At 35.2% G+C, this 19,072-nt stretch carries 17 protein-coding genes; 10 read left to right on the top strand and 7 right to left on the bottom strand.

Features of this window, described 5'->3' with window-relative positions:
• Positions 1-30: 30 nt before the first annotated feature.
• The 6 genes from AC4BHA_RS16490 to AC4BHA_RS16465 all read right to left on the bottom strand — a co-directional run bounded on the left by AC4BHA_RS16490 (position 31) and on the right by AC4BHA_RS16465 (position 5,078).
• On the bottom strand, positions 31-1,239 hold the full coding sequence (locus tag AC4BHA_RS16490) for a site-specific integrase (protein ID WP_490558931.1): 1,209 nt from the start codon (positions 1,237-1,239) through the stop codon (positions 31-33).
• A gap of 139 nt (positions 1,240-1,378) precedes the next feature.
• Positions 1,379-1,612: a helix-turn-helix domain-containing protein gene (locus AC4BHA_RS16485; protein WP_490558929.1), complete on the bottom strand. Its 234-nt coding sequence runs from the start codon at positions 1,610-1,612 to the stop codon at positions 1,379-1,381.
• A gap of 236 nt (positions 1,613-1,848) precedes the next feature.
• Positions 1,849-3,309 (bottom strand): recombinase family protein, encoded by a 1,461-nt coding sequence (locus AC4BHA_RS16480; protein ID WP_490558928.1) that lies wholly within the window; start codon positions 3,307-3,309, stop codon positions 1,849-1,851.
• Positions 3,306-4,709: a recombinase family protein gene (locus AC4BHA_RS16475; protein WP_490558927.1), complete on the bottom strand. Its 1,404-nt coding sequence runs from the start codon at positions 4,707-4,709 to the stop codon at positions 3,306-3,308. The genes AC4BHA_RS16480 and AC4BHA_RS16475 overlap by 4 nt, the downstream gene beginning before the upstream one ends.
• Positions 4,706-4,882, bottom strand: a complete 177-nt coding sequence (locus tag AC4BHA_RS16470) for a hypothetical protein (RefSeq protein ID WP_490558926.1) — start codon at positions 4,880-4,882, stop codon at positions 4,706-4,708. Before AC4BHA_RS16470 ends, AC4BHA_RS16475 begins: the two co-directional genes overlap by 4 nt.
• A 49-nt stretch (positions 4,883-4,931) precedes the next feature.
• Positions 4,932-5,078: a hypothetical protein gene (locus AC4BHA_RS16465; protein ID WP_490558925.1), complete on the bottom strand. Its 147-nt coding sequence runs from the start codon at positions 5,076-5,078 to the stop codon at positions 4,932-4,934.
• A gap of 1,211 nt (positions 5,079-6,289) precedes the next feature.
• On the opposite strand from AC4BHA_RS16465, the gene AC4BHA_RS16460 reads away from it, so the two are divergent.
• The 5 genes from AC4BHA_RS16460 (at position 6,290) to pth2 (ending at position 10,901) form a co-directional block, all read left to right on the top strand.
• Complete coding sequence (locus AC4BHA_RS16460; protein ID WP_490558924.1) at positions 6,290-7,330, top strand: ParA family protein; 1,041 nt, start codon at positions 6,290-6,292, stop codon at positions 7,328-7,330.
• The gene (locus AC4BHA_RS16455) at positions 7,314-7,739 is read left to right on the top strand and encodes a hypothetical protein (RefSeq protein WP_490558923.1); all 426 of its coding nucleotides are present in this window, start codon (positions 7,314-7,316) and stop codon (positions 7,737-7,739) included. Before AC4BHA_RS16460 ends, AC4BHA_RS16455 begins: the two co-directional genes overlap by 17 nt.
• Positions 7,736-8,473 carry a hypothetical protein gene (locus AC4BHA_RS16450; RefSeq protein ID WP_490558922.1) on the top strand — a complete coding sequence of 246 codons (738 nt, stop codon included), beginning with the start codon at positions 7,736-7,738 and terminating at the stop codon, positions 8,471-8,473. The genes AC4BHA_RS16455 and AC4BHA_RS16450 overlap by 4 nt, the downstream gene beginning before the upstream one ends.
• Positions 8,474-8,820: 347 nt before the next feature.
• On the top strand, positions 8,821-9,708 hold the full coding sequence (locus AC4BHA_RS16445) for a hypothetical protein (RefSeq protein ID WP_490558921.1): 888 nt from the start codon (positions 8,821-8,823) through the stop codon (positions 9,706-9,708).
• Between the two features lie 812 nt (positions 9,709-10,520).
• On the top strand, positions 10,521-10,901 hold the full coding sequence (gene pth2 / locus AC4BHA_RS16440; protein ID WP_490553659.1) for an aminoacyl-tRNA hydrolase: 381 nt from the start codon (positions 10,521-10,523) through the stop codon (positions 10,899-10,901).
• A 287-nt stretch (positions 10,902-11,188) separates the two neighbouring features.
• On the opposite strand, the gene AC4BHA_RS16435 is transcribed toward pth2, so the two are convergent.
• A complete protein-coding gene (locus AC4BHA_RS16435) occupies positions 11,189-11,374 on the bottom strand; it encodes a hypothetical protein (RefSeq protein WP_490553661.1) in 186 nt (61 codons plus the stop codon).
• A 440-nt stretch (positions 11,375-11,814) separates the two neighbouring features.
• Here AC4BHA_RS16435 and AC4BHA_RS16430 point away from each other — a divergent pair, with 440 nt between their 5' ends.
• The 5 genes from AC4BHA_RS16430 (at position 11,815) to AC4BHA_RS16410 (ending at position 18,981) form a co-directional block, all read left to right on the top strand.
• Complete coding sequence (locus AC4BHA_RS16430; protein WP_490558920.1) at positions 11,815-12,999, top strand: Bcr/CflA family efflux MFS transporter; 1,185 nt, start codon at positions 11,815-11,817, stop codon at positions 12,997-12,999.
• Positions 13,000-13,229: 230 nt separating this feature from the next.
• The gene (locus tag AC4BHA_RS16425; RefSeq protein ID WP_490553665.1) at positions 13,230-13,997 is read left to right on the top strand and encodes an aspartate/glutamate racemase family protein; all 768 of its coding nucleotides are present in this window, start codon (positions 13,230-13,232) and stop codon (positions 13,995-13,997) included.
• Between the two features lie 434 nt (positions 13,998-14,431).
• On the top strand, positions 14,432-15,355 hold the full coding sequence (locus AC4BHA_RS16420; RefSeq protein WP_066109945.1) for an AraC family transcriptional regulator: 924 nt from the start codon (positions 14,432-14,434) through the stop codon (positions 15,353-15,355).
• Positions 15,356-15,681: 326 nt separating this feature from the next.
• Entirely contained in the window at positions 15,682-17,091 is a 1,410-nt protein-coding gene (locus tag AC4BHA_RS16415) for an MFS transporter (protein WP_066109943.1), read from the top strand.
• Between the two features lie 93 nt (positions 17,092-17,184).
• Entirely contained in the window at positions 17,185-18,981 is a 1,797-nt protein-coding gene (locus tag AC4BHA_RS16410) for a glycoside hydrolase family 3 protein (protein WP_217491089.1), read from the top strand.
• Positions 18,982-19,072 lie beyond the last annotated feature (91 nt).

Below are 19,072 nucleotides of genomic sequence, written 5' to 3'. Positions count from 1 at the left end.
GCTAACATTTTGCTAACATTTCTCTCCCGATTAGAGGCTTCTCATTAATTGAGCAAATTTATGAGAAGCCTCTTTTTTCATTTCTTTCGTTATATGAAGGTAAACGTTCTTCGTTGTTTCATCATCGCAGTGACCTAACCGGTCCATAATTTCCTCTAATCCTACTCTCGCTTCTGCAAGCAATGATGTGTGCGTATGGCGTAAAGAGTGGGGAGTAAGCTCTGTGTTTAACCCTGCTAACTTTAGTAATCGAGCCATTCGATTTTCAACAGTTTTAATGAAGATGGGATAGCCGGGCTGTCTGTCATGTTTAGCAAAAATGAATCCTTCATCTAGATAAGTTGTACCCAGACGTTCTTTTACTTTCTCTTGTAATTCCATATGCTCTTTGAGTGCTGCAATAACACATTCATCAACGACTATGCTTCGTTTTGATTTTCTGGTCTTAGGTGGCACAAGTTGATATTCCAACGTGTTATTAGTCGGATTATAATATGTTTTTGTAATACTGATGGTGTGGTTATCAAAGTCAATGTCTTTCCATTTAAGCGCTACTAATTCACCAACACGCATTCCTGTGTAAGAAAGGGTTAGGAAGATTAAGTAGTCCAAATCCAGTCCTTTTTGAGAGGATGTTTGCAACAGTAATGCTAACTCTTCCTTTTCCATATATTTAGGGATTTCTTGCTTTTCTAATTCATCAATGGTTTTTCGATCCTTCTTCAGATAAGCGAATTCTGTTGGATCATTTTTAATGATTCGCATCTCGATGGCCTTCTTGAAAATCATTCTCCCAGTACGATGTACACCATCCAATGTGTTATCGGCATATCCTTTTTCCTTTAAATCATTTAAGGCATCTTGATAACGCTTAGCGGTGATGTCTTTCAGTTTTAATAGAGAGAAGTAAGGAGATAGTTTATCGATTTCGTGTTGTCTGATACGAATGGTGCCCGGTTTCACACTATTCTTCTCACTATACATAAGAAGCCATTCGCTTGAGAAATCTTTGAAGATAACATCCTGCTCCTGTACATATAGACCTTGATTAATTTCGTACATAAGCTCTGTAGCGGCTGATTCGGCCTCCTGTTTTGTTCGAAATCCTCCTTTCGTTTTTTGTTTACGTTTACCGGTAGCGGGATCTCTCCCGATATCAATTACGAAGCTCCAAGTTGATCCGCAAGTGCAACGTTTCTTTTTGCATATACAGCCTCTTCGATGAAAATGTCCTTTCAAATTCATAAACCTCTTTTCTTTGAATTAATGTTACTGCGATTATTTATTATTTCCACTGCGTATGTAGCAGATACGTTTTGTTCATTTACTTTGTAAGTAGAAGAGAGAAGGGAGTATTTTAACTTCCCCAATACCTAATCTACATTGCTTGAGCTTTTTTCTGCTTTTGATTGTTAATCCACATAGCTAAATCGGCTTTTTCTACTCGCTTAGAAGCACCAATATCAAAGTTGGGGATACCACCGTGTTCTACGTTTAATTTGAATAACTCATAGACTGTCTTTCTTGAAATGCCAAGAAATTGTGCGATGTGTGATGCTGTTAATGTATCGGGAAGAGACTCCCAAGTTGTGTATTGATTTTTTTGTTTCATACGTAACCCCTCCAAATGGTTATATGTATAAGTTTCGGTTGTTTGTCTATACTACTAATAGTTTTTCGGTACTCCTTCCGTATTGGTATACCATTACGGATAGACTGTCGAAATTGTAATAGGTGAAAAGGCAGTGTGAGTGCCTTTTCTGTTAAGTGGTTTTGTACATAAAGAATGTCGATTGATAGATATTCGGTTGTCCATCCAATAGAGATGGGACGTTTTCGGTAATGTGTCTACTCTGTCTTAAATAAGTCCCGCAAAACATCCGATGTAAATCTGATTGTTGGTGGGGAAGAAGAGGAGACGGTAACCGATTCTATAAAATATAAAATAAGTAAGCGTAATTCCTGATCATTTAGTTGTTCTTTTGAAATGAGTGAAAAACGGTTTATAAAAGAGCCATCATCTAAAGCATCCTGCATGGCGTCTAAGAGTTGTTGCTTGGACATAAGGATTTCTCTTTCGTGTATGAGTTCTTCATTTTTCTGGGCGATTAGGTTCAAAAGTTTTTGATCGGAATGTGTTTCGGCAAGGGCTTCTTTTGTAAGAAGAATGTCGAGTTTGTTTTCGATATCTTCAATACAATGTTCCAGGCAATCTTGATGTTGCTGCATGGATTGTCCCATGGACTGTAGCTGTTCATCATCTGATAAGAGTTGTTTTATATAGCGGGTCAACTTCTGACAGACCACTTGATGTAAATCATCTGCCGGACATTTGTAAGAACAGTGATTACAGATGTAATACTGATATTTATATTGTCTGCCTGCTCTTTTCGTAGAGGTATTCTTACATACCAAGGATTGTTGGCAATTGCCGCATACCACTTTGTTTAAAAGCAGGAATGGTGTATTCAGTCGTCCATAGGTTTGTTGTAATTGGTGATTCATCCTTATTACTCCTATAAGGGTATTCGACACAATGGATGGATGAGATGAAGGGAACGTGAATGTTTCCGGTTCCTTTCCTTTCTTGATGTTCCACTCCAAAGTGCCTGAATAGACGTTGTTCTTCAAAATGGATTCGATACTGCTGACAGCCCATTGTCCGTTTGTGGCAGATGGGATTTTGGCGCTATTCAAACAATCGGCTATATGTTTCATGGAGTAGCCCCAGCTGTGCAAGTAATAAATGAATGAAACGATTTCTGATTGTTTGTTAAGAATCAATTCCTTGTTAACTTGGCTATATCCATATGGAACCTTAGATCCCGGCCGTTTTCCTTGCTCGGTCTGCAGATGACCTTTCAAATCCCCAATAGCTCGTTCCGATTTGATGGTAGATTCCTGATGGTACAAGATGAAGGCAATTTTGACGTGTTGAGCTTCCGGAGACCAGACGTCATTAGATTCGGTCGTGAATACGTTCACTTTGCCAAAGTGTTGTAGCAATGGACGATAAAAATCAAGGACAAACGTATAGCCGGTTCTGTCCATTCGTGATTCTTCATTAAAAATAACCGTGTTTATGCCGCTTTCAATCATGCGGTCCTTTAGCTTCATGAGAGCTTTTCGCTGACTGGCTTTCTTGCTGTAGGCGCTTGTCACATCTTCAATAATGATGAAGTCTTCCGGTATGGATAGTCCTTTATTCTTTGCGAAGTCCAAAATCCGTGCTTTTTGTGTTTCAACACTATGATTCTGTTGTTGCTTGTAAGAAGAGCGGCGGATATAGGCGAAAGCTAGTTGATTCATGATGAGCTCTCCTCCAATTGAAGGATCATTTCATTGTCGAAATGAAGAATGTAATCACATTTGTTCACATCAACCTCAATGGATTGTTCGTATAAACGCACTTCCTTGATTAATAGGTCGCAAAGCGCTTTTACATTTAATTCTGCTTGCTTTTCGATTGCCTCAGTCGTCAATTGATGCAGCTGTTTGTTTTCTATCAGTAATTGTTGCTTCTCCTTCAATTCTTCCTCATATAAGCGGTACTGCTTTTGAAGGGAGAGAACTTCCTGATAGTTCTCTTTTTCGTTCCATTCTTGGTCATAGCCTTCTTTTGAAAACAGAATCGCATCTTCGGCTTCCTTTAGTAAAGTCTCTGTTTTATCCTGAGCTTGCTTTATCATTCTCCGGATTTCTTTCATCTTGTTAGTGGAGTCACTGAGCAGTTGATTTACATTCAGCCTCGCTATAATTTGTTCAATTACTTCCATGGTCGTTTTATTAATCGTGATTGTATCGTAATGCACTTTGCTATGACCCTTGGAGCAGGAGAAATAGAATGTGGTTCGGTCAGAATTAAATCGAGGCTTCAGTGACTTTAGGCAATATCCGCATTTAGGATAGTCTATGTGCAGTTCCCGAAGCTTTTGTATGTTTGCTTTATAAGCTTTAATCAATGGCCTCAGTTGTCCTTGAATCTGCAAGAACGTTTCCTTTGTTATGAATGGGTCTACATGGGGAAGGTGATATTCTCCTGCATGTAAGTCATATCCAGCATAAAATGGATCAGTGGCCATGCGTATGAAATCGTCATCCGTTTTTTTTGCCAATACTTTTCGATACTTGGAGAGGAACTGAGTGAAGAGTTCCAGAGAATCAATTTGCTGGATTTCCTCGAAAAATTCTACCAATGAAGACTCAGTTTTCGCTGCCTTTTCATATTTCTTTTGCTTGGTCTTTATGTAACCGTACTTTTTGGGCGGATACTTCCTCCTGGCTTCTACCGTTCGTCTTGCGATATTCTTCCCTTCAATATCTCCAAATAGATTAAGTAATCCCTCTATAAAGAAGTCGCCGGTAAATCCCATATGTCCGTTACTGGATGAGGTAAATATGATCTCTACATTATGTTCAATGCAGGTATGGCAAAATTCCTGTCCCTCATAATAGTCACGAAATAGGCGTGTTCGGTCGTATGCGTACACTTTTTCAACTTTGTCTTCTTTGATCAGTTGGATAATGTCCATGATTTTAGGACGTTGAGCGACACTTAATTTATTCGCAGAAGTGTCATCTTCATTTACTTCCACTATTTGTTGTTCATCGCATTGTTCCCTGTAGGGACGGTCAAACTCAATTTGTGTTGCCAAATCTTGATTAGCGCTGCTGACTCTTCGAAAGAAAATATGCAGTTTCTGGTTCATTCGTCATCCTCTTTTCCTTGCAATGGTTTGGACAGTTGATAAGTCACTTTTGCCGCTAAGGGAATTGGAAGATCCAGTTGTTCCATCAAAATGCGGTTGATTAAGTGTTGCATCCATACCTGTATTGCTTTGTTGTCTTCGTTTACTGTCTGTAGTTTGACTACTTTACGCATTTAGTTCACCTCATCATGCATCATTGACATGGAGATGAATGGTTTATACCTAAGAACTGTTAAGTAAAGAAGCATCCAAATCCTCTAGTGGTAATCGTAATTGCGAGAATGATTCTTCATCATTTACTTTGATATACACAGTAATAGTTTTCGTTTGTTGACCGGGGAAAGAAAGGTTAATCGATTCTTTCTTCAAATGACTTCATCCTCTCCTTCTCGTAAGCTATGAAGCTATGAAATAGGAAAGGGGATATGAGTCCCTGTTTCAGTAGTACATGACACTTCTCCTGTAGCGGGATATTACGTGTATCTTTCATAGGGCCAATCCTCTTTTACGTAGTTTCTTTATCTTTTGGACCGTAGTATTTCGTATCTTTTCCTCAGTTCTTGATGGAGTTGATTGTTTGTTCATGTGGAATCACCTTCTTGATTAAGTTTCGGCAGTTCATCCAACTGCTAAGTTATCTCAACCATTTGATGGTGGAAAATCAAGAGGTAAATTTTAGATAATTTTAGTTGTGGCGATAACTGAAGTGAAACGAATAATGAAGGATATAGTGCTTTTTTAGGTTTGCGGGTTATCAAATGAAAAAAATACCCACCCCTATCACAAGAACCATGAAAGTTCTTGGATAGAGGAAGTGGTATTCATCTGGGGACATATCACTTTTTCAGTGTAAGTCTGGGCACCATGATGCTGCTCGTTTATACCTGAATCTCTTCAACTCATCACTTGCTTACGAAAAGCACATGCAGTTTCGCCCGCATGTATCATGATAAGCACCATTGGCCGTAACCAATCGAAACTCCGTCCGAACCGTTGAATGCAAGAAGCCGTTCCCGCTCCTCTAAGACTCGCAATCCAGTCATAAAACAAGCAGTAATAGACCTTGCCTAATGATTGCTACGTTGATTTTCTGCATCGGCTCAACTCACCTTTCCTCTTCTTTTTCGTGACTTAAGGGCATTCCCACGGTTATATTGTTTCTAGTTTAGCTTATGTCGGCACTAGTAACGACAGCGTTTTGACAGAGGTAGCGGCTCTGACCCTTTTAGGGATTTAACTATGTCATTAATACAACCTTTTCTGAATAATAGTGCAACATTATACTGTAGGATTTTGATATTAAATGAAGAGTTATAGTAGTGAGCGCTGTTAAATTTGCCAAAATAAGAAGCAATTCATAGAGTTTGTACTGTAGGTTTCTTACATGGTGAAGTTATTAAGCTAGAATAACAAAAAAACGTATTTTTAATATAAATATCTTGTATAATAGTAAATAATTAGTAAATTACCTCTATAAATAAAATCTCTTTATATCTGTATATGTACCTTAATATGTTGCTTATATAAATGGGTTAATTTATTATTAATAGTAAAATATACCATTTAATAGGAGTGAGGAAATGAGTAATATAGCTAAAGTTATTTCTTTTATAAACCTAAAGGGAGGGGTGGGAAAAACATCTACAGCTATAAATATAGCGGATGCTTTTTCGAGAGATAACAACAATGTGCTGATAATAGATATGGATCCTCAATTTAATGCAACACAAGCGCTACTAAATCATCAATTTAGGCATCACAAGAAAAAAATAAATCCTGAACTTCTAACCAAGGTACTTGATGAACTTGGAGAAAAATTTGAAGATGTAGTAAGTGCAGACATAATCAAAGAAGAGCAAGAGGAATTAAGTGACTTAAATCAAGATGAAAATTATAAAAAAGAAATTTCCGCACAATTGATTTATAATAATTTAAAAGCAAAGGGAATGACCGTACGATCTCTGTTTACGTATGAAGGAATAGTAAATCCATTAGAAGATCCAAAATTAATTTATAATGTTAAAGACAATTTAGATTTAATACCTGGGGATTTAGATCTTTTTGAATCTTTATACGGTGACACTAGTGGAAAGCATAATGTGTTGGAAGATCACTTTGAGACATATAAATTAAGGGAGAAGTACGATTATATTATAATTGATTGTCCGCCTAATTGGACTATATTAACCCAAGCCAGTTTGTTTGCATCTGACTATTATATAATTCCAAGTAAGGTTGATTTATTTTCTAGTGTGGGTATTGGTCTATTGGAGAAGTTGGTGAAATCCACATTTTATGAAAATAAATCAGGTATATTTAAGATGTATTCTATGTATAGAAGAGATTTAGAACGTCAACCTATAAAATCTTTAGGTGTTTTATTTACTCTTACTCATGAAATGCAAATTGCAACTAAATTAAAGGAGAGACTACAAAAGACTATACCGCAGGATTTCTTTGAAACAGAGATACCATTTCATTCATCAGTTCCTTTAAAATTCTCTTTATATGATGAAAGTGGAACCAAACATGAGACTCTAAAAAACTCTATTAATAGAGTGGTATCTGAAATTACAAGTAAGCTAGATTCCTTGGAGGGAGTATATGAAAAAGGCAGATAGAAAAGAGGATTTTTTCATAAAAGAGTTTAGTGTTATAAATAAAAATAAGTTTACTCTCGAACAAACAAGAATCCTTTTTTTGGGTCTTTTATTTGAGTTGATTACTAATAAAGATATAATTAAAAGAAAAGAAATAAAGGATTTTATAATGGTTGTCTTTAATAAAAAGTATAATGATTATGTGTTCAGAGGTAGACCTTATTTAGCTTCGAGATTACTCAAAGAAATTTCTACAGAATATGATACCGCTAAGATATCAGCTTCCATTAAATCAGTCATCTTATATCTAAAAGAAAAAGATCACGAAAATAATAAGGATAACATTAAAAAACAATCCTCTGGTAGGTACTTTGAAAAAGAGGTTATAGGATGGTATCAATCTGTTAATAAAGGAAGCATAGACAAATGAATAGTATAAGGGATATTTTTGAACAGGAGTTTGAAAAAATACAAAGGCTAGATGGAGTGAAACAACAATTTGTTTCAACTAATGAAGGTTCTATAAAACAGATATTTGGTTACATATTTATAGTAAATTATCTGAAAAACAAAATAGAAACTAAGAGATATTTTGATGCAGAATTTAATATGACTTTTTCATTACTTCTTGAATCAATATATGCTCTATTTACTGGACAGTGTAGAAGTGCGCTTTTGTTATTGAGGTCAGCTCAAGAAGCAAATTTTAAGTTTGTTTTGGGAAAAGAAAGAGAATTTATGATCATCAACGATCCTTCGTTAGCGTTTAAACCTTTAGATTATAGATTTTTAGAAACAAAGAAGAAATTTATTGAAGACCTAAAGCATTCTGTTGATGAAAAAAGTTATAAAGAATATTACGATTCAATTGAAAGAAATTTAACTTATTATAAGAAACTAAGTGAAGTGGTCCACTCAGGATCTAAAAATTTACCGGTAATGAGTGTTGACTATTTTTCTAAGTTACATGAAGATACTATTGTTGAAAGCAAGAGATATTTTGGACTCTATTCTTCTGTTTTAAATGAAATTTTTCTTTTAAATATCTTTTTACTTCGTCACAGTCTAGTCAAATGGGATTACTATGCTCTTTATAATCTTTTGAGGATAGTATATGGTGACAAAAGAACAAATACATTGATACGAATTTTGAAACAATCTTAGTCTACTATTAAAAAATTTATGTCCTTATATTTCAACTGCAGTACAATAATTGTATCTGTAATTAGCGAATCAAGCGATGCATATCACATGTGCATCGCTTGTTGTATAAGAGTGTGAATTTATTATATTCTCGAGTTAATACATAGCGAAACAATATGAAACCAGATTGGCGGCATGATGAAATACCATACTTCGCATATATAATATAAAGTGTATACAAGAAAAAGCGATACATTAGGGTATTTGTATCGCTTTTAACTTATAGATGTATATCAATTACAATTATATATCATCACTTTGAAAATATGACTCCATTGATATTTGAATAATACTAAGGGGGTGTAATTATGGTTAATAAAAAGCTCCATATTCCAAAGGAAGAATTAATCGAACTTTATATAAATCAAAAACTAAGCCTAAATAGAATTGCCAATAAATATAAATGTGCAGTTAACACAGTGAAAAATCGTTTAATAGAACACAATATTCCTATTCGCTCAAAGGGAGAATCATTAAAAAGTAATTTTGAAAAGGATAAATTAGGGTTTTCATTAACCTCTGAATTGATTATGGAAAAAATAAACGAAGGAATGTTTATTTATCGAGTAGCTGATTTTTTCGGAGTCAATCGTAAAACCATTACTAAGAGACTAATTAGGGATGGAATTGATTTGACTCAACTGGAAAGTCATCAGAAATTAATGGCTGAAAATAATATTAAAAAAAATAAGGAAAGGTGGGGAAACGACCCAACATATCGTGAAAGTCATATGGAAAGGTTGAAGAGCATCAATGAAAAGAGATCAAATAAAGCTTCATTGAGATACGAAACCGCTCATTTAAGAAGTTACGAAGAATATAGAAAGGCCTGTATAAGAATTGTTAACCGGCTATATGGCAAAGAACGACCTGAAGGTATGGAATATGACCATAAATATTCCGTTTATGCTGGATATTTAAATGGGGTCCCGGCACCAATTTTGTCACATCCATATAATATCAGGTTGATAACTACTTGGGAAAACAATTCAAAGGGGAATGATAGTGTTATCACACTTGAAGAACTGTATAAAGGTGTAGGAATTCCGTGGGATTCATCTACTAAAGAAATCAAAGGATTAACCAAAACTTGCGCATATTGCGGTAAAGAATTTTTAGCAAGAAATAAAAATCATAGGTTTTGTATAAAATCTTGTGCAATAAAACATAGGAGGAGAAAGGGTACCAACTCCTAAGATTTTTTTCGTTTATAAAAATTGATTCGGAAATGTATTTTTTAAAAGAAATGTAGACAGAATTAGTATCTCATTAAATTCAAATTAACGATTTTATACCTATAATTAGTAAAACTTGATTTAACGCTAATCATTACCACTATGAGGAAACATATTACAGTATGAAACCATATGGGCGGCTTATTGCAATAAACTCACTTAGCATTTCATGTTTTGTCACATACACTCCACACATGTGGAATGTGTAACAAAAAGCGATGCACATAAAATTTGCATCGCTTTTGTGATAAGAGTCATCAAGTCGATTTCATTATTGGCCGGCTAACAGCATGCTAACATTTTGCTAACGAAGTACAATAAATCAAAGTAAATCTAGGTTAAAGATGTTACACGTAGAACCTGTAGAATGCTGATTCTATGCGACTTTCTTCTAATGCGGTTAAAAATGTTACAGCATAAAACTATATGGGCGGCATGATGTAATCTGCTTCCCCCATTTAAAGAAGTATCCTACAAGTTGAAAAACTTGCGGGATGCTTCTTTTTTTGGTTTTTAATGGTGAAAAAAGGATGTACAGACACCATTTAAAAATACATAAGTTAACCTGCACTATAGCAAACAGCATTAGCGATAGCTTAGAAAACTAACAATGAATATTAGTCCCTTTTTTAAAAGGGTGAATTGACCAAGACCTTACCACTAACTATTAATCATTGAATTTTCTCCACATAGGCACCAATAGGCATATAAAAAAATAAAATGGAGTTGGGTATACAATTTCAACATATTCTATGCGAAAAGGAGATATCAACTTGGAAAAGAAGTCAAGCACAACAAAGATGGTTATCGTGATGAGAAAAGATTTACAAATGACAAAAGGGAAATATGTAGCCCAAGGAAGCCATGCTTCTTTAGGGGTTGTAAAGTGGATTGAATATAATGGAAATGAAAACCACAAAGAAATACTAAACAAATGGTTTGATGAGACATTTGTAAAAGTAACTGTTTATGTAGAAAGTTTGGATGAATTATATACGATTTATCATCTTGCGAAAGAAAAAGAATTACCTGTAAGACTTATCACCGATAACGGATTGACCATGTTCAACGGTGTTAAAACAGATACGTGTCTTGCTATACTTGGCGAAAGAGAGAAAGTGGATGAAGTAACTGGTCATTTAAAATTATTATAAATCTTGTATTGATATAGTTTTTACTAACGCAACCCATTGTAAATCACAGTTAAAGTGTTGTACCTCAGATATGGCGAAACCTCGATAGGAAGGTACTTCGTTAAAGATTTACACACTTTCATCCTTAGGGTGGCATTAGTATGTTTAGAATTGGACGTTCGTTAAATAGCAGAATAGGATAATATAAAAAAGAAGCGTTCCTAGTGTAGCGATGCAGTCCTAACTTACGGATCCAATACACTAGGTACGCTTTTTTTTCTTTATATACATTACGTATATTAAAAATATTAAGAACATTGATGTTGATTTAAATGGCCTTCTAAGAGTTGTTTATAATGCTTTGCTTTCTTATATTGAGTAACTTTGTATAGATATTCAGCTGGATGTTTAGCACTGCTAACAGCGTAAACAGCGTTCATATATTCTATGTTAAGTTGTGATTTAGTTTTATTGTCAATTGTGATTGTATTCATGGTAACACCTCATAAATTATTGATTAACTATAACGGAGTATACACCAAATTTTTATTGATTTTTTATAACTAACAGCCTTGTTAGGATGCAAAAAGTCTTTGTTATTTTCCAGAGTAGTAGTTGTTTTTAGAATTTTTAATTATATAAAAAGATGCGGTACAGGCACTTCTTAATAGTTTAGATAAAAGCATATCCGAATAGCCTCTTTAATTTAGAGATGACTATTAGGTTCAAGATGTATTACCTAATAAGTTGAAACAGTCCTCTTGGATACCCCCTCAATATTTCTATATTTTACATACGCCCAGCTCAGCAGTTTCCTGTTACCCTAAGATAATGTGGATTATTTTCGTTAACAAAACTAATGATGACGTAATTGAATTTTTTTTAATTTAATCCTAATAATCCATGTAATCATTAGGAAGATAGGAAGATGTCAATGGAACAAAAATATTTAAAAAAGGGCGGGCTTATTGCTTTCATCGCACTATTATCGATGACGCCTCCTCTGGCAACAGACTTATATATGCCTTCGTTGCCTGAGATGACAAACTATTATCAAACAACCTCGTCAGTAACGAGCTATACAATGACGATATTCTTTATTTTTATGGCAATTGGTATCCTCATTCTTGGCCCAATGAGTGATAAGTACGGACGAAAGCCAGTCCTGTTGGGCAGTATCCTTGTCGCACTAACTTTTAGCATCATTTGTGCAATTTCGCCATCGATTTGGATCATGATTGCAGCACGGGCAATTCAGGCATTTGGTGCAGGAGGGATGGTTGCCATCTCTACAGCTTTGATTAAAGACAGCTTCGAAGGAAAAGAGATGTCTAATGTTTTGTCAATCACGCAGGCGATCGTTCTGCTTGCTCCAATGCTAGCGCCTATTTTGGGAGCGGTTATTTTAGCCTTTTTCAGCTGGAAGATGACATTTGTTGCTCTAGCTGCTCTATTCCTAGTATCACTTATAGGAGGATTTCTTTTAGAAGAAACTTTGCCGCAGGAAAAGCGAGTATCTGGCAGTACATTTAAATCTATCTTAGGGCTTACAAGTATTGTGAAGGATAAGAAGTTTACCAGCCTATTGCTTGTTGTTGCTCTCTTAATGGCACCGTTTATGGCATATCTAACACTCGCTTCATATATTTATATAGATGGATTTGGCATCTCAGAATCTGCCTTCAGCCTTTACTTTGCCGGTGCAGCTTGTATAGGTTTGATTGGACCATTTCTTTATATGCGTGTTGGTGGCGGTTCGATAAAAAAATCGATCAATATCGCATTTGTAATTGTCACAATATCTATCTGCCTGCTCTTCTTAGTAGGTTCCATCAGCCCATTTGTATTTCTTGTATGCTATGTGCCCTTCACGGTTATCACGACATATCTCAGACCGATGGTGTCAAATACGCTATTATCTATGCAAAAGTCAAATGTCGGAGCAGCTTCAAGTCTAATGAACTTTGGCTTTACAGTGATCGGCAGTGTAGGGATGATGGTTGGGTCACTCCAGTGGGGAGATTATATTAATGGCTTGAGCATGACAATGCTGATTTTCCTCGTTTTATCCTTGTTATTATGGATCTATTGTTTGCAAAAAAAAATTATTACGGATTAAAGGCTTGATTTTAATAAAAGAGTTGCCACAGGATGATGTCTTGTCGGCAACTTTTTTTTATTTGGATTATTGCCCATCTCAAAAACCTAATTTATTTTCCGCTGTTCTTAGTCTTTGGATAATTTAAATTGGGTCAAGGTGAAGATTTCCGGGCTTCTTCTGCTGTCTTTTTTGCATAAATCCATATTTCTGTAAAAGACTAATTCTGATAAGAAAGGGGAGAAGATTGAATGCATTATGGATATATTGGTCCTGGCACAAATCCAGGCCAGCTTGTACAAAAAAAGGGACGCTATGTAACAGGTTTTTCTGTTGGGATTTTGTACTTGGATGAGAATTCCTATCCTGTCATTCCCGGCAATGTCGCAAATTATTCAACCTTTCCGTTTCCTGTTCATTATAAATTGGTTCCCGGCTGTACGGGTCAGCGTCTTTTAAATAATGATAGAACTCTGGAAAAAGGGATTATTGAAGCAGCAAAGCAGCTTCAAAGTGAAGGGGCAAAAGTAATTTCCAGTGCCTGTGGATTCTTTGGAAACTTTCATAAGCAAATAGCAAATGCATTAGAAATTCCTGTTTATCTGTCTAGCCTAGTTCAAATGCCGATGATTCAGGTTGGATTAAAGCCAGGGCAAAAGATCGGTATATTAACAGCCTATGAAAAAGGATTGACTGATTCTCTTTTAAAAACTTGCGGTGTTACAGACAGGTCTAATTTAGTCATTGGTGATTTAAGTCAGGGAGAAGAGTTTTCATCTATTTCTAATGGAACTGGTACGTTTAATAATGAAAAGCTGAGGGATGAGGTTGTAAAAAAGGCAATTGAGATAAAGGAAAAGCATCCTGAAATCGGAGCCATCTTATTAGAATGCAGTGACCTTCCTCCCTATGCATTTGATATCCAGCAAGCAGTGCAGCTACCTGTGTATGATTTTATTACACTCATTAACTGGGCACATTATGCAAATAGCCAAAGCCCATATTATGGATTTATTTAATAAAGTGAATGAGTGAAGACAAACACAAGTCCAAAGAGCTTGTGTTTTTTAATATTTATCTTTGCTGGCCTTATAAAATTATTATTTTTCTGTATCTTATGGCAAACAAGAGAGAGCAATATGAGTCAAAAAAATGGAAGTAGAAAGCACTTTGACGGTAACTCTTTTTATATTTGATGAGTTTTCCAACATGCTTAGATTATACAAACAAATCTATGTTTCAATGTCTAACCTCTAACGGGATTGTGAAAAACAAACATTTACTATATCAATATAATTTTAGATTTCAATACGTATTAGCAAAATAAATCAAAAAACTTAAAAAAGTAAGCACTTTCATGTAATGAATTTTATTTATTGATATACTAGTATAATAAGTAGGTGTTCTAAAGAATGCCCTTTAAGAACGCTGACTTCCGGGAGTGTGAAAAGTAGTGAATAAATGGGCAAAGGATATTTATCAACCTAAAGTTTTAGATGGATCTATTTTGGCTTCTTATCGTCTTCAAGGATTAAATACAGATGTGACTGGATTTAATCAATTTGAAACACACGGTACATATGAGATTTATGTCTTTGAAGAGGGGCAGTGTAATTATTTTATTCATAATAAAATGTATGACTTACAACCAGGAGATATCATTCTTTTGGACAGATTTACTTTACATAAGACAAATACTGTTTCTCCTGATACCTATGTAAGGAGTACCATTCATTTTTCACCAGCTTGGTTAGGGAGGTTATTTCCTGTTTTGGGCATGCCAAATCTTTTGGACCCTTTTCAAAAGCTGAATAACTGTATTTTGCGAACTGGATTTGATGCTTCGGGTAAATATGTTGCAGAGAAAATTAAATGGTTCGCAAAGCAACTGGAGATAATCGATCAGGAGTTTCAATCTACAGGTAAAATAAATTCGATATTAGAAACAGAACTGAAAATAGAATTTCTCCAACTATTGATGAAGATTTATAAAATGAGCCAATGTTCACAGCTGCACGTCGAACAAAAGAAGACAGAAAAGAAACAGCATGCTGAGAATATTCTCTCATGGATTAATCAGCACTATTGCGAAAAAATCAGCTTAGAACGTATTGCAAAAGAGTTTAATCTAAATAAATACTATGTATCCCATGTCTTTAAAGAGGTTACTGGCTATACGGTCATGGAATATGTAATGGAATGCAGACTGATTCAGGTAAAGTATTTATTGGAAATGAAGCTTGATCAATCACTGGAAGACATATTCCGCTCGACGGGTTTTGGAAGTGCCGCCCACTTCAGTCGCTTTTTTAAAGAGAGAATTGGGATGACACCAACTAGTTATCGGAAAATGAAAGGAAGACAAACTTTTGGTTAATTATGCTCAGTACTGAGCAATCTAAATTTTCTATATCAAAAAGTTAGAAAACAACACTCATACCAATTTATAAGTAACTTTGATTGAATATGCTCAATATTGAGCAATATCTCGATTTATGTAACAAAGAAAGAAGAACACAATATACATACCAAATTATAAATAAAACTTTAATAAATTATGCTCAATATTGAGCAAATGTAAGGCTGTTCCGTTCATAAGAGTAAACACCCTTCTATCTTAAGAAAAAGAAGGTATATGTTTAGTTAATTATGCTCAATACTGAGCAAATTATATTTGTTGGATAGATTAAGGAGGATAACTAAATGAGCATGAGAGAACCAGTACTCCAGCAGGAGGAACAACTTAACTCTAGTACGGTAAGACCATTCGGCTTACGAGATAAAGTAGGCTATTTACTAGGTGACTTTGGAAACGATTTCTTTTTCTTATTAACTAGTACATTTTTAATGGTATTTTATACAGATATTTTCCATATTAGTGCTGCAACAGTAGGGGTATTATTTATGGTCGCTCGACTATGGGACGCATTTGCTGATGTAGCTTGGGGACGTTTTATTGATACACGACCAACAACAAAAAATGGAAAGTTTAAGCCTTGGATATTGCGTATGTCATTCCCATTAGTATTTACAGGTGTTTTAATGTTCACAACCATTCCTGGAATGTCAGATGGATTCTATCTAGCATGGGCATTTGTGACATATATTGTTTGGGGTACATTATACAGTACAGTTAATATTCCTTATGGATCAATGGCTTCTGTTATTACAGCTGATCCAGTTGAAAGAACAACATTGTCTACATGGCGTACAGTAGGTGCTAGCTTAGCAGGTCTTATTATTAATGTTCTTGGACCAATGATTGTATTTATTGATAACAAAATTAGTGCAGATCGCATGTTCATGACAGCTTGTATCTTCGGTGTGTTAGCAATTGCTTGTTATATTGGTTGCTACAAACTTTCAACAGAACGTATTGAGGCACCAGCAAAAGAAGTGAAGAAGGGTGATTTCCTGCGTTCTTTGAAAAGCTTAGTGAAAAATAAACCATTCCTATGGGTACTAACAGCATCACTCATGACTATGTTAACATCTTTTATTGTTATGGCAGTTAATACGTACTTGTTCAAAGATTATTTCGGTAATGCAGCAGCGCTAAGTATAATTGGACTTGTTCAAATGGCGTCAATGTTCATTACAGTTCCATTAGTTAAGCCACTAGTTGCAAAGTTTGGTAAAAAGGAAATCTCAATTGTCGGAATGGCATTTGCAAGTGTTATATACATTGCGCTATTCTTCTTAAAAGGTATTGAAACAATGCCGTTTATCGCTATTGTAGCACTAGCTATGATGGGCATGAGTTTCTATAGTTTTATTACTTATGCATTCATTTCAGATGTTATTGACTATCATGAATACCTAACATCATTACGAGAAGATGCAACGGTTTATTCTATTGTTTCTATGTCTAGAAAAATAGGACAAGCAGTAGCTGGTGGTATCGGTGGGGTGGCAATCGCCGCTGTTGGTTATAATGCTACATTAGGTACGCAACCACAAGAAGTATTAGATGGTATTTACATGCTAGGTACATTAGTGCCGGGTGTATTATACGGAATCATTGCAGTTGTTTTATTCATGTATCCTTTAAACAAGCAAAAAACAATTGAATTAAGTAAAGAATTAGAAGCAAAACGTAATGCAAATAGTTAATGAATTGAAGATTAAGGATGAATTATTGGCTCTAATTGGTATGAATAATCATTAGAGCCAATTCTAGATATTTTACGGTGGAGGATTTAGTTAATGATCGACTTAAAGGAAAAAACAATGATGGTAGATTTAAAAGCAAAACCGTTTAATTTAACAGATAAAGATATTAAATGGGTAGAAGATACAATTGCAGAGATGACAATCGAGGAAAAAATCGGTCAGTTATTCGTAAACATGGGAGCCAGCCGCGATGAAGAGTACTTAAAAGGAATGTTAGCTACTTATCATATCGGTGCCGTTCGTTACAATCCAGCTACAGCTGAACAAGTATATGACCAAAATAAAATCTTACAAGAAAATAGTAAGGTTCCTCTATTAATAGCTGCAAATACAGAGTGCGGTGGAAATGGTGCTTGTATAGATGGTACATATGTAGGTCATCAAGTAAAAATAGGTGCTACAAATGATCCTAAGTATGCTTATGAATTGGGGAGAGTATCCGGAGAGGAAGCTGCTGCTATCGGGTGTAACTGGAGCTTTGCACCAGTTGTTGATATCGATATGAACTGGAGAAACCCAGTAATATCTACTCGTTGCTACTCCAATAAAGCAGAGCAAGTTTTAGAATACTCTTTAGAATATATGAGAGGAATAATGGAAAGTGGTATAGCTCCAGCTGCTAAGCACTTCCCTGGAGATGGCGTAGATGAAAGGGATCATCACTTATCATTTGCTCCAAACACGTTAACAGTAGAAGAGTGGGATAATACATTCGGAAAAGTATATGGAGGATTAATAGAAGCGGGATTACCTTCTATCATGTCAGGACACATCGCTTTACCGGAATATGTACGTCACTTTAAACCAGATGCAACGATTGAAGAGTTAGCAACGCCATCAAGTTTAAGTAATATCGTCTTACAAAATCTATTAAGAGATAAATTGAACTTTAATGGTGTAATCGTAACGGATGCTTCTCACATGGTAGCGATGACATCTGCTATGAAGCGCAGTGAGATGTTACCTACAGCTATAGCTGCTGGCTGTGACTTATTCTTATTCTTCAATGACCCGGAGGAAGACTTCAACTGGATGATGGAAGGCTATAAAAAAGGAATCATCACTGAAGAAAGACTTGAAGAGGCATTAACTCGTATATTAGGATTGAAAGCATCTTTAGGATTACACACAAAAGCTAAAACTGAAATTTTACAGCCAAAAGAAGAAGCCATGGCTAAAATCGGAACAGAAGCAAATAAGGCTGTTGCACCAGAAATATCAGATAAAGCGATCACATTAGTGAAGAATAAGCAGGAATTATTACCAATCAATCCAGAAAAGAATAAGAGGGTTTTACTTGTTGATGTAAAAGGACCAGAATCTGCTTATGGTAAAATCATGGCTGCTATGTCGGTTGGTAAGAAAAAGCCAATCGAATTAATGAAGGAATTACTTGAAAAAGCAGGTTTTGAAGTTGAAATATATGAATCTGCAATAGATAAGATATTAAAACTTCCACCACAAGAAATGTTAGGTGCAGTCATGAACGTATATGCTCAAAAACGTCCAATATCTGATTTAACAAGTAAGTATGATTTAATCATAAACATAGCAGACGTACCACCAAGCACAGATCAGCGTATTCAATGGAATCCTTCAAAGGGAACTCCAGATATACCGTTCTATGTAAATGAAGTACCGACAATATTTATATCTTTACAATGTCCATTCCATTTAGCAGATGTACCGCAAGTTAAGACATACATAAATGCCTATGATAGTCATGAACATACATTATCTGCAATAGTTGATAAATTGTTAGGACGTTCAGAATTTAAAGGTGTAAGCCCTGTCGATGCATTTTGTGGATTTATCGATACAAGAATTTAATGAAGTGTTTATATAAATAATAGGTTTTTAGATTATGTAATTTAAAACATCATTTCATTTCTGCCGTAGGTAAGAAGATAGTTAGACGGAA

The sequence above is a fragment of the Pradoshia sp. Z3_51 genome, from assembly GCF_058215915.1.
The sequence above is the reverse complement of the archived record's forward strand: the minus strand, read 5'-3'. Positions and strand labels throughout refer to the sequence as shown.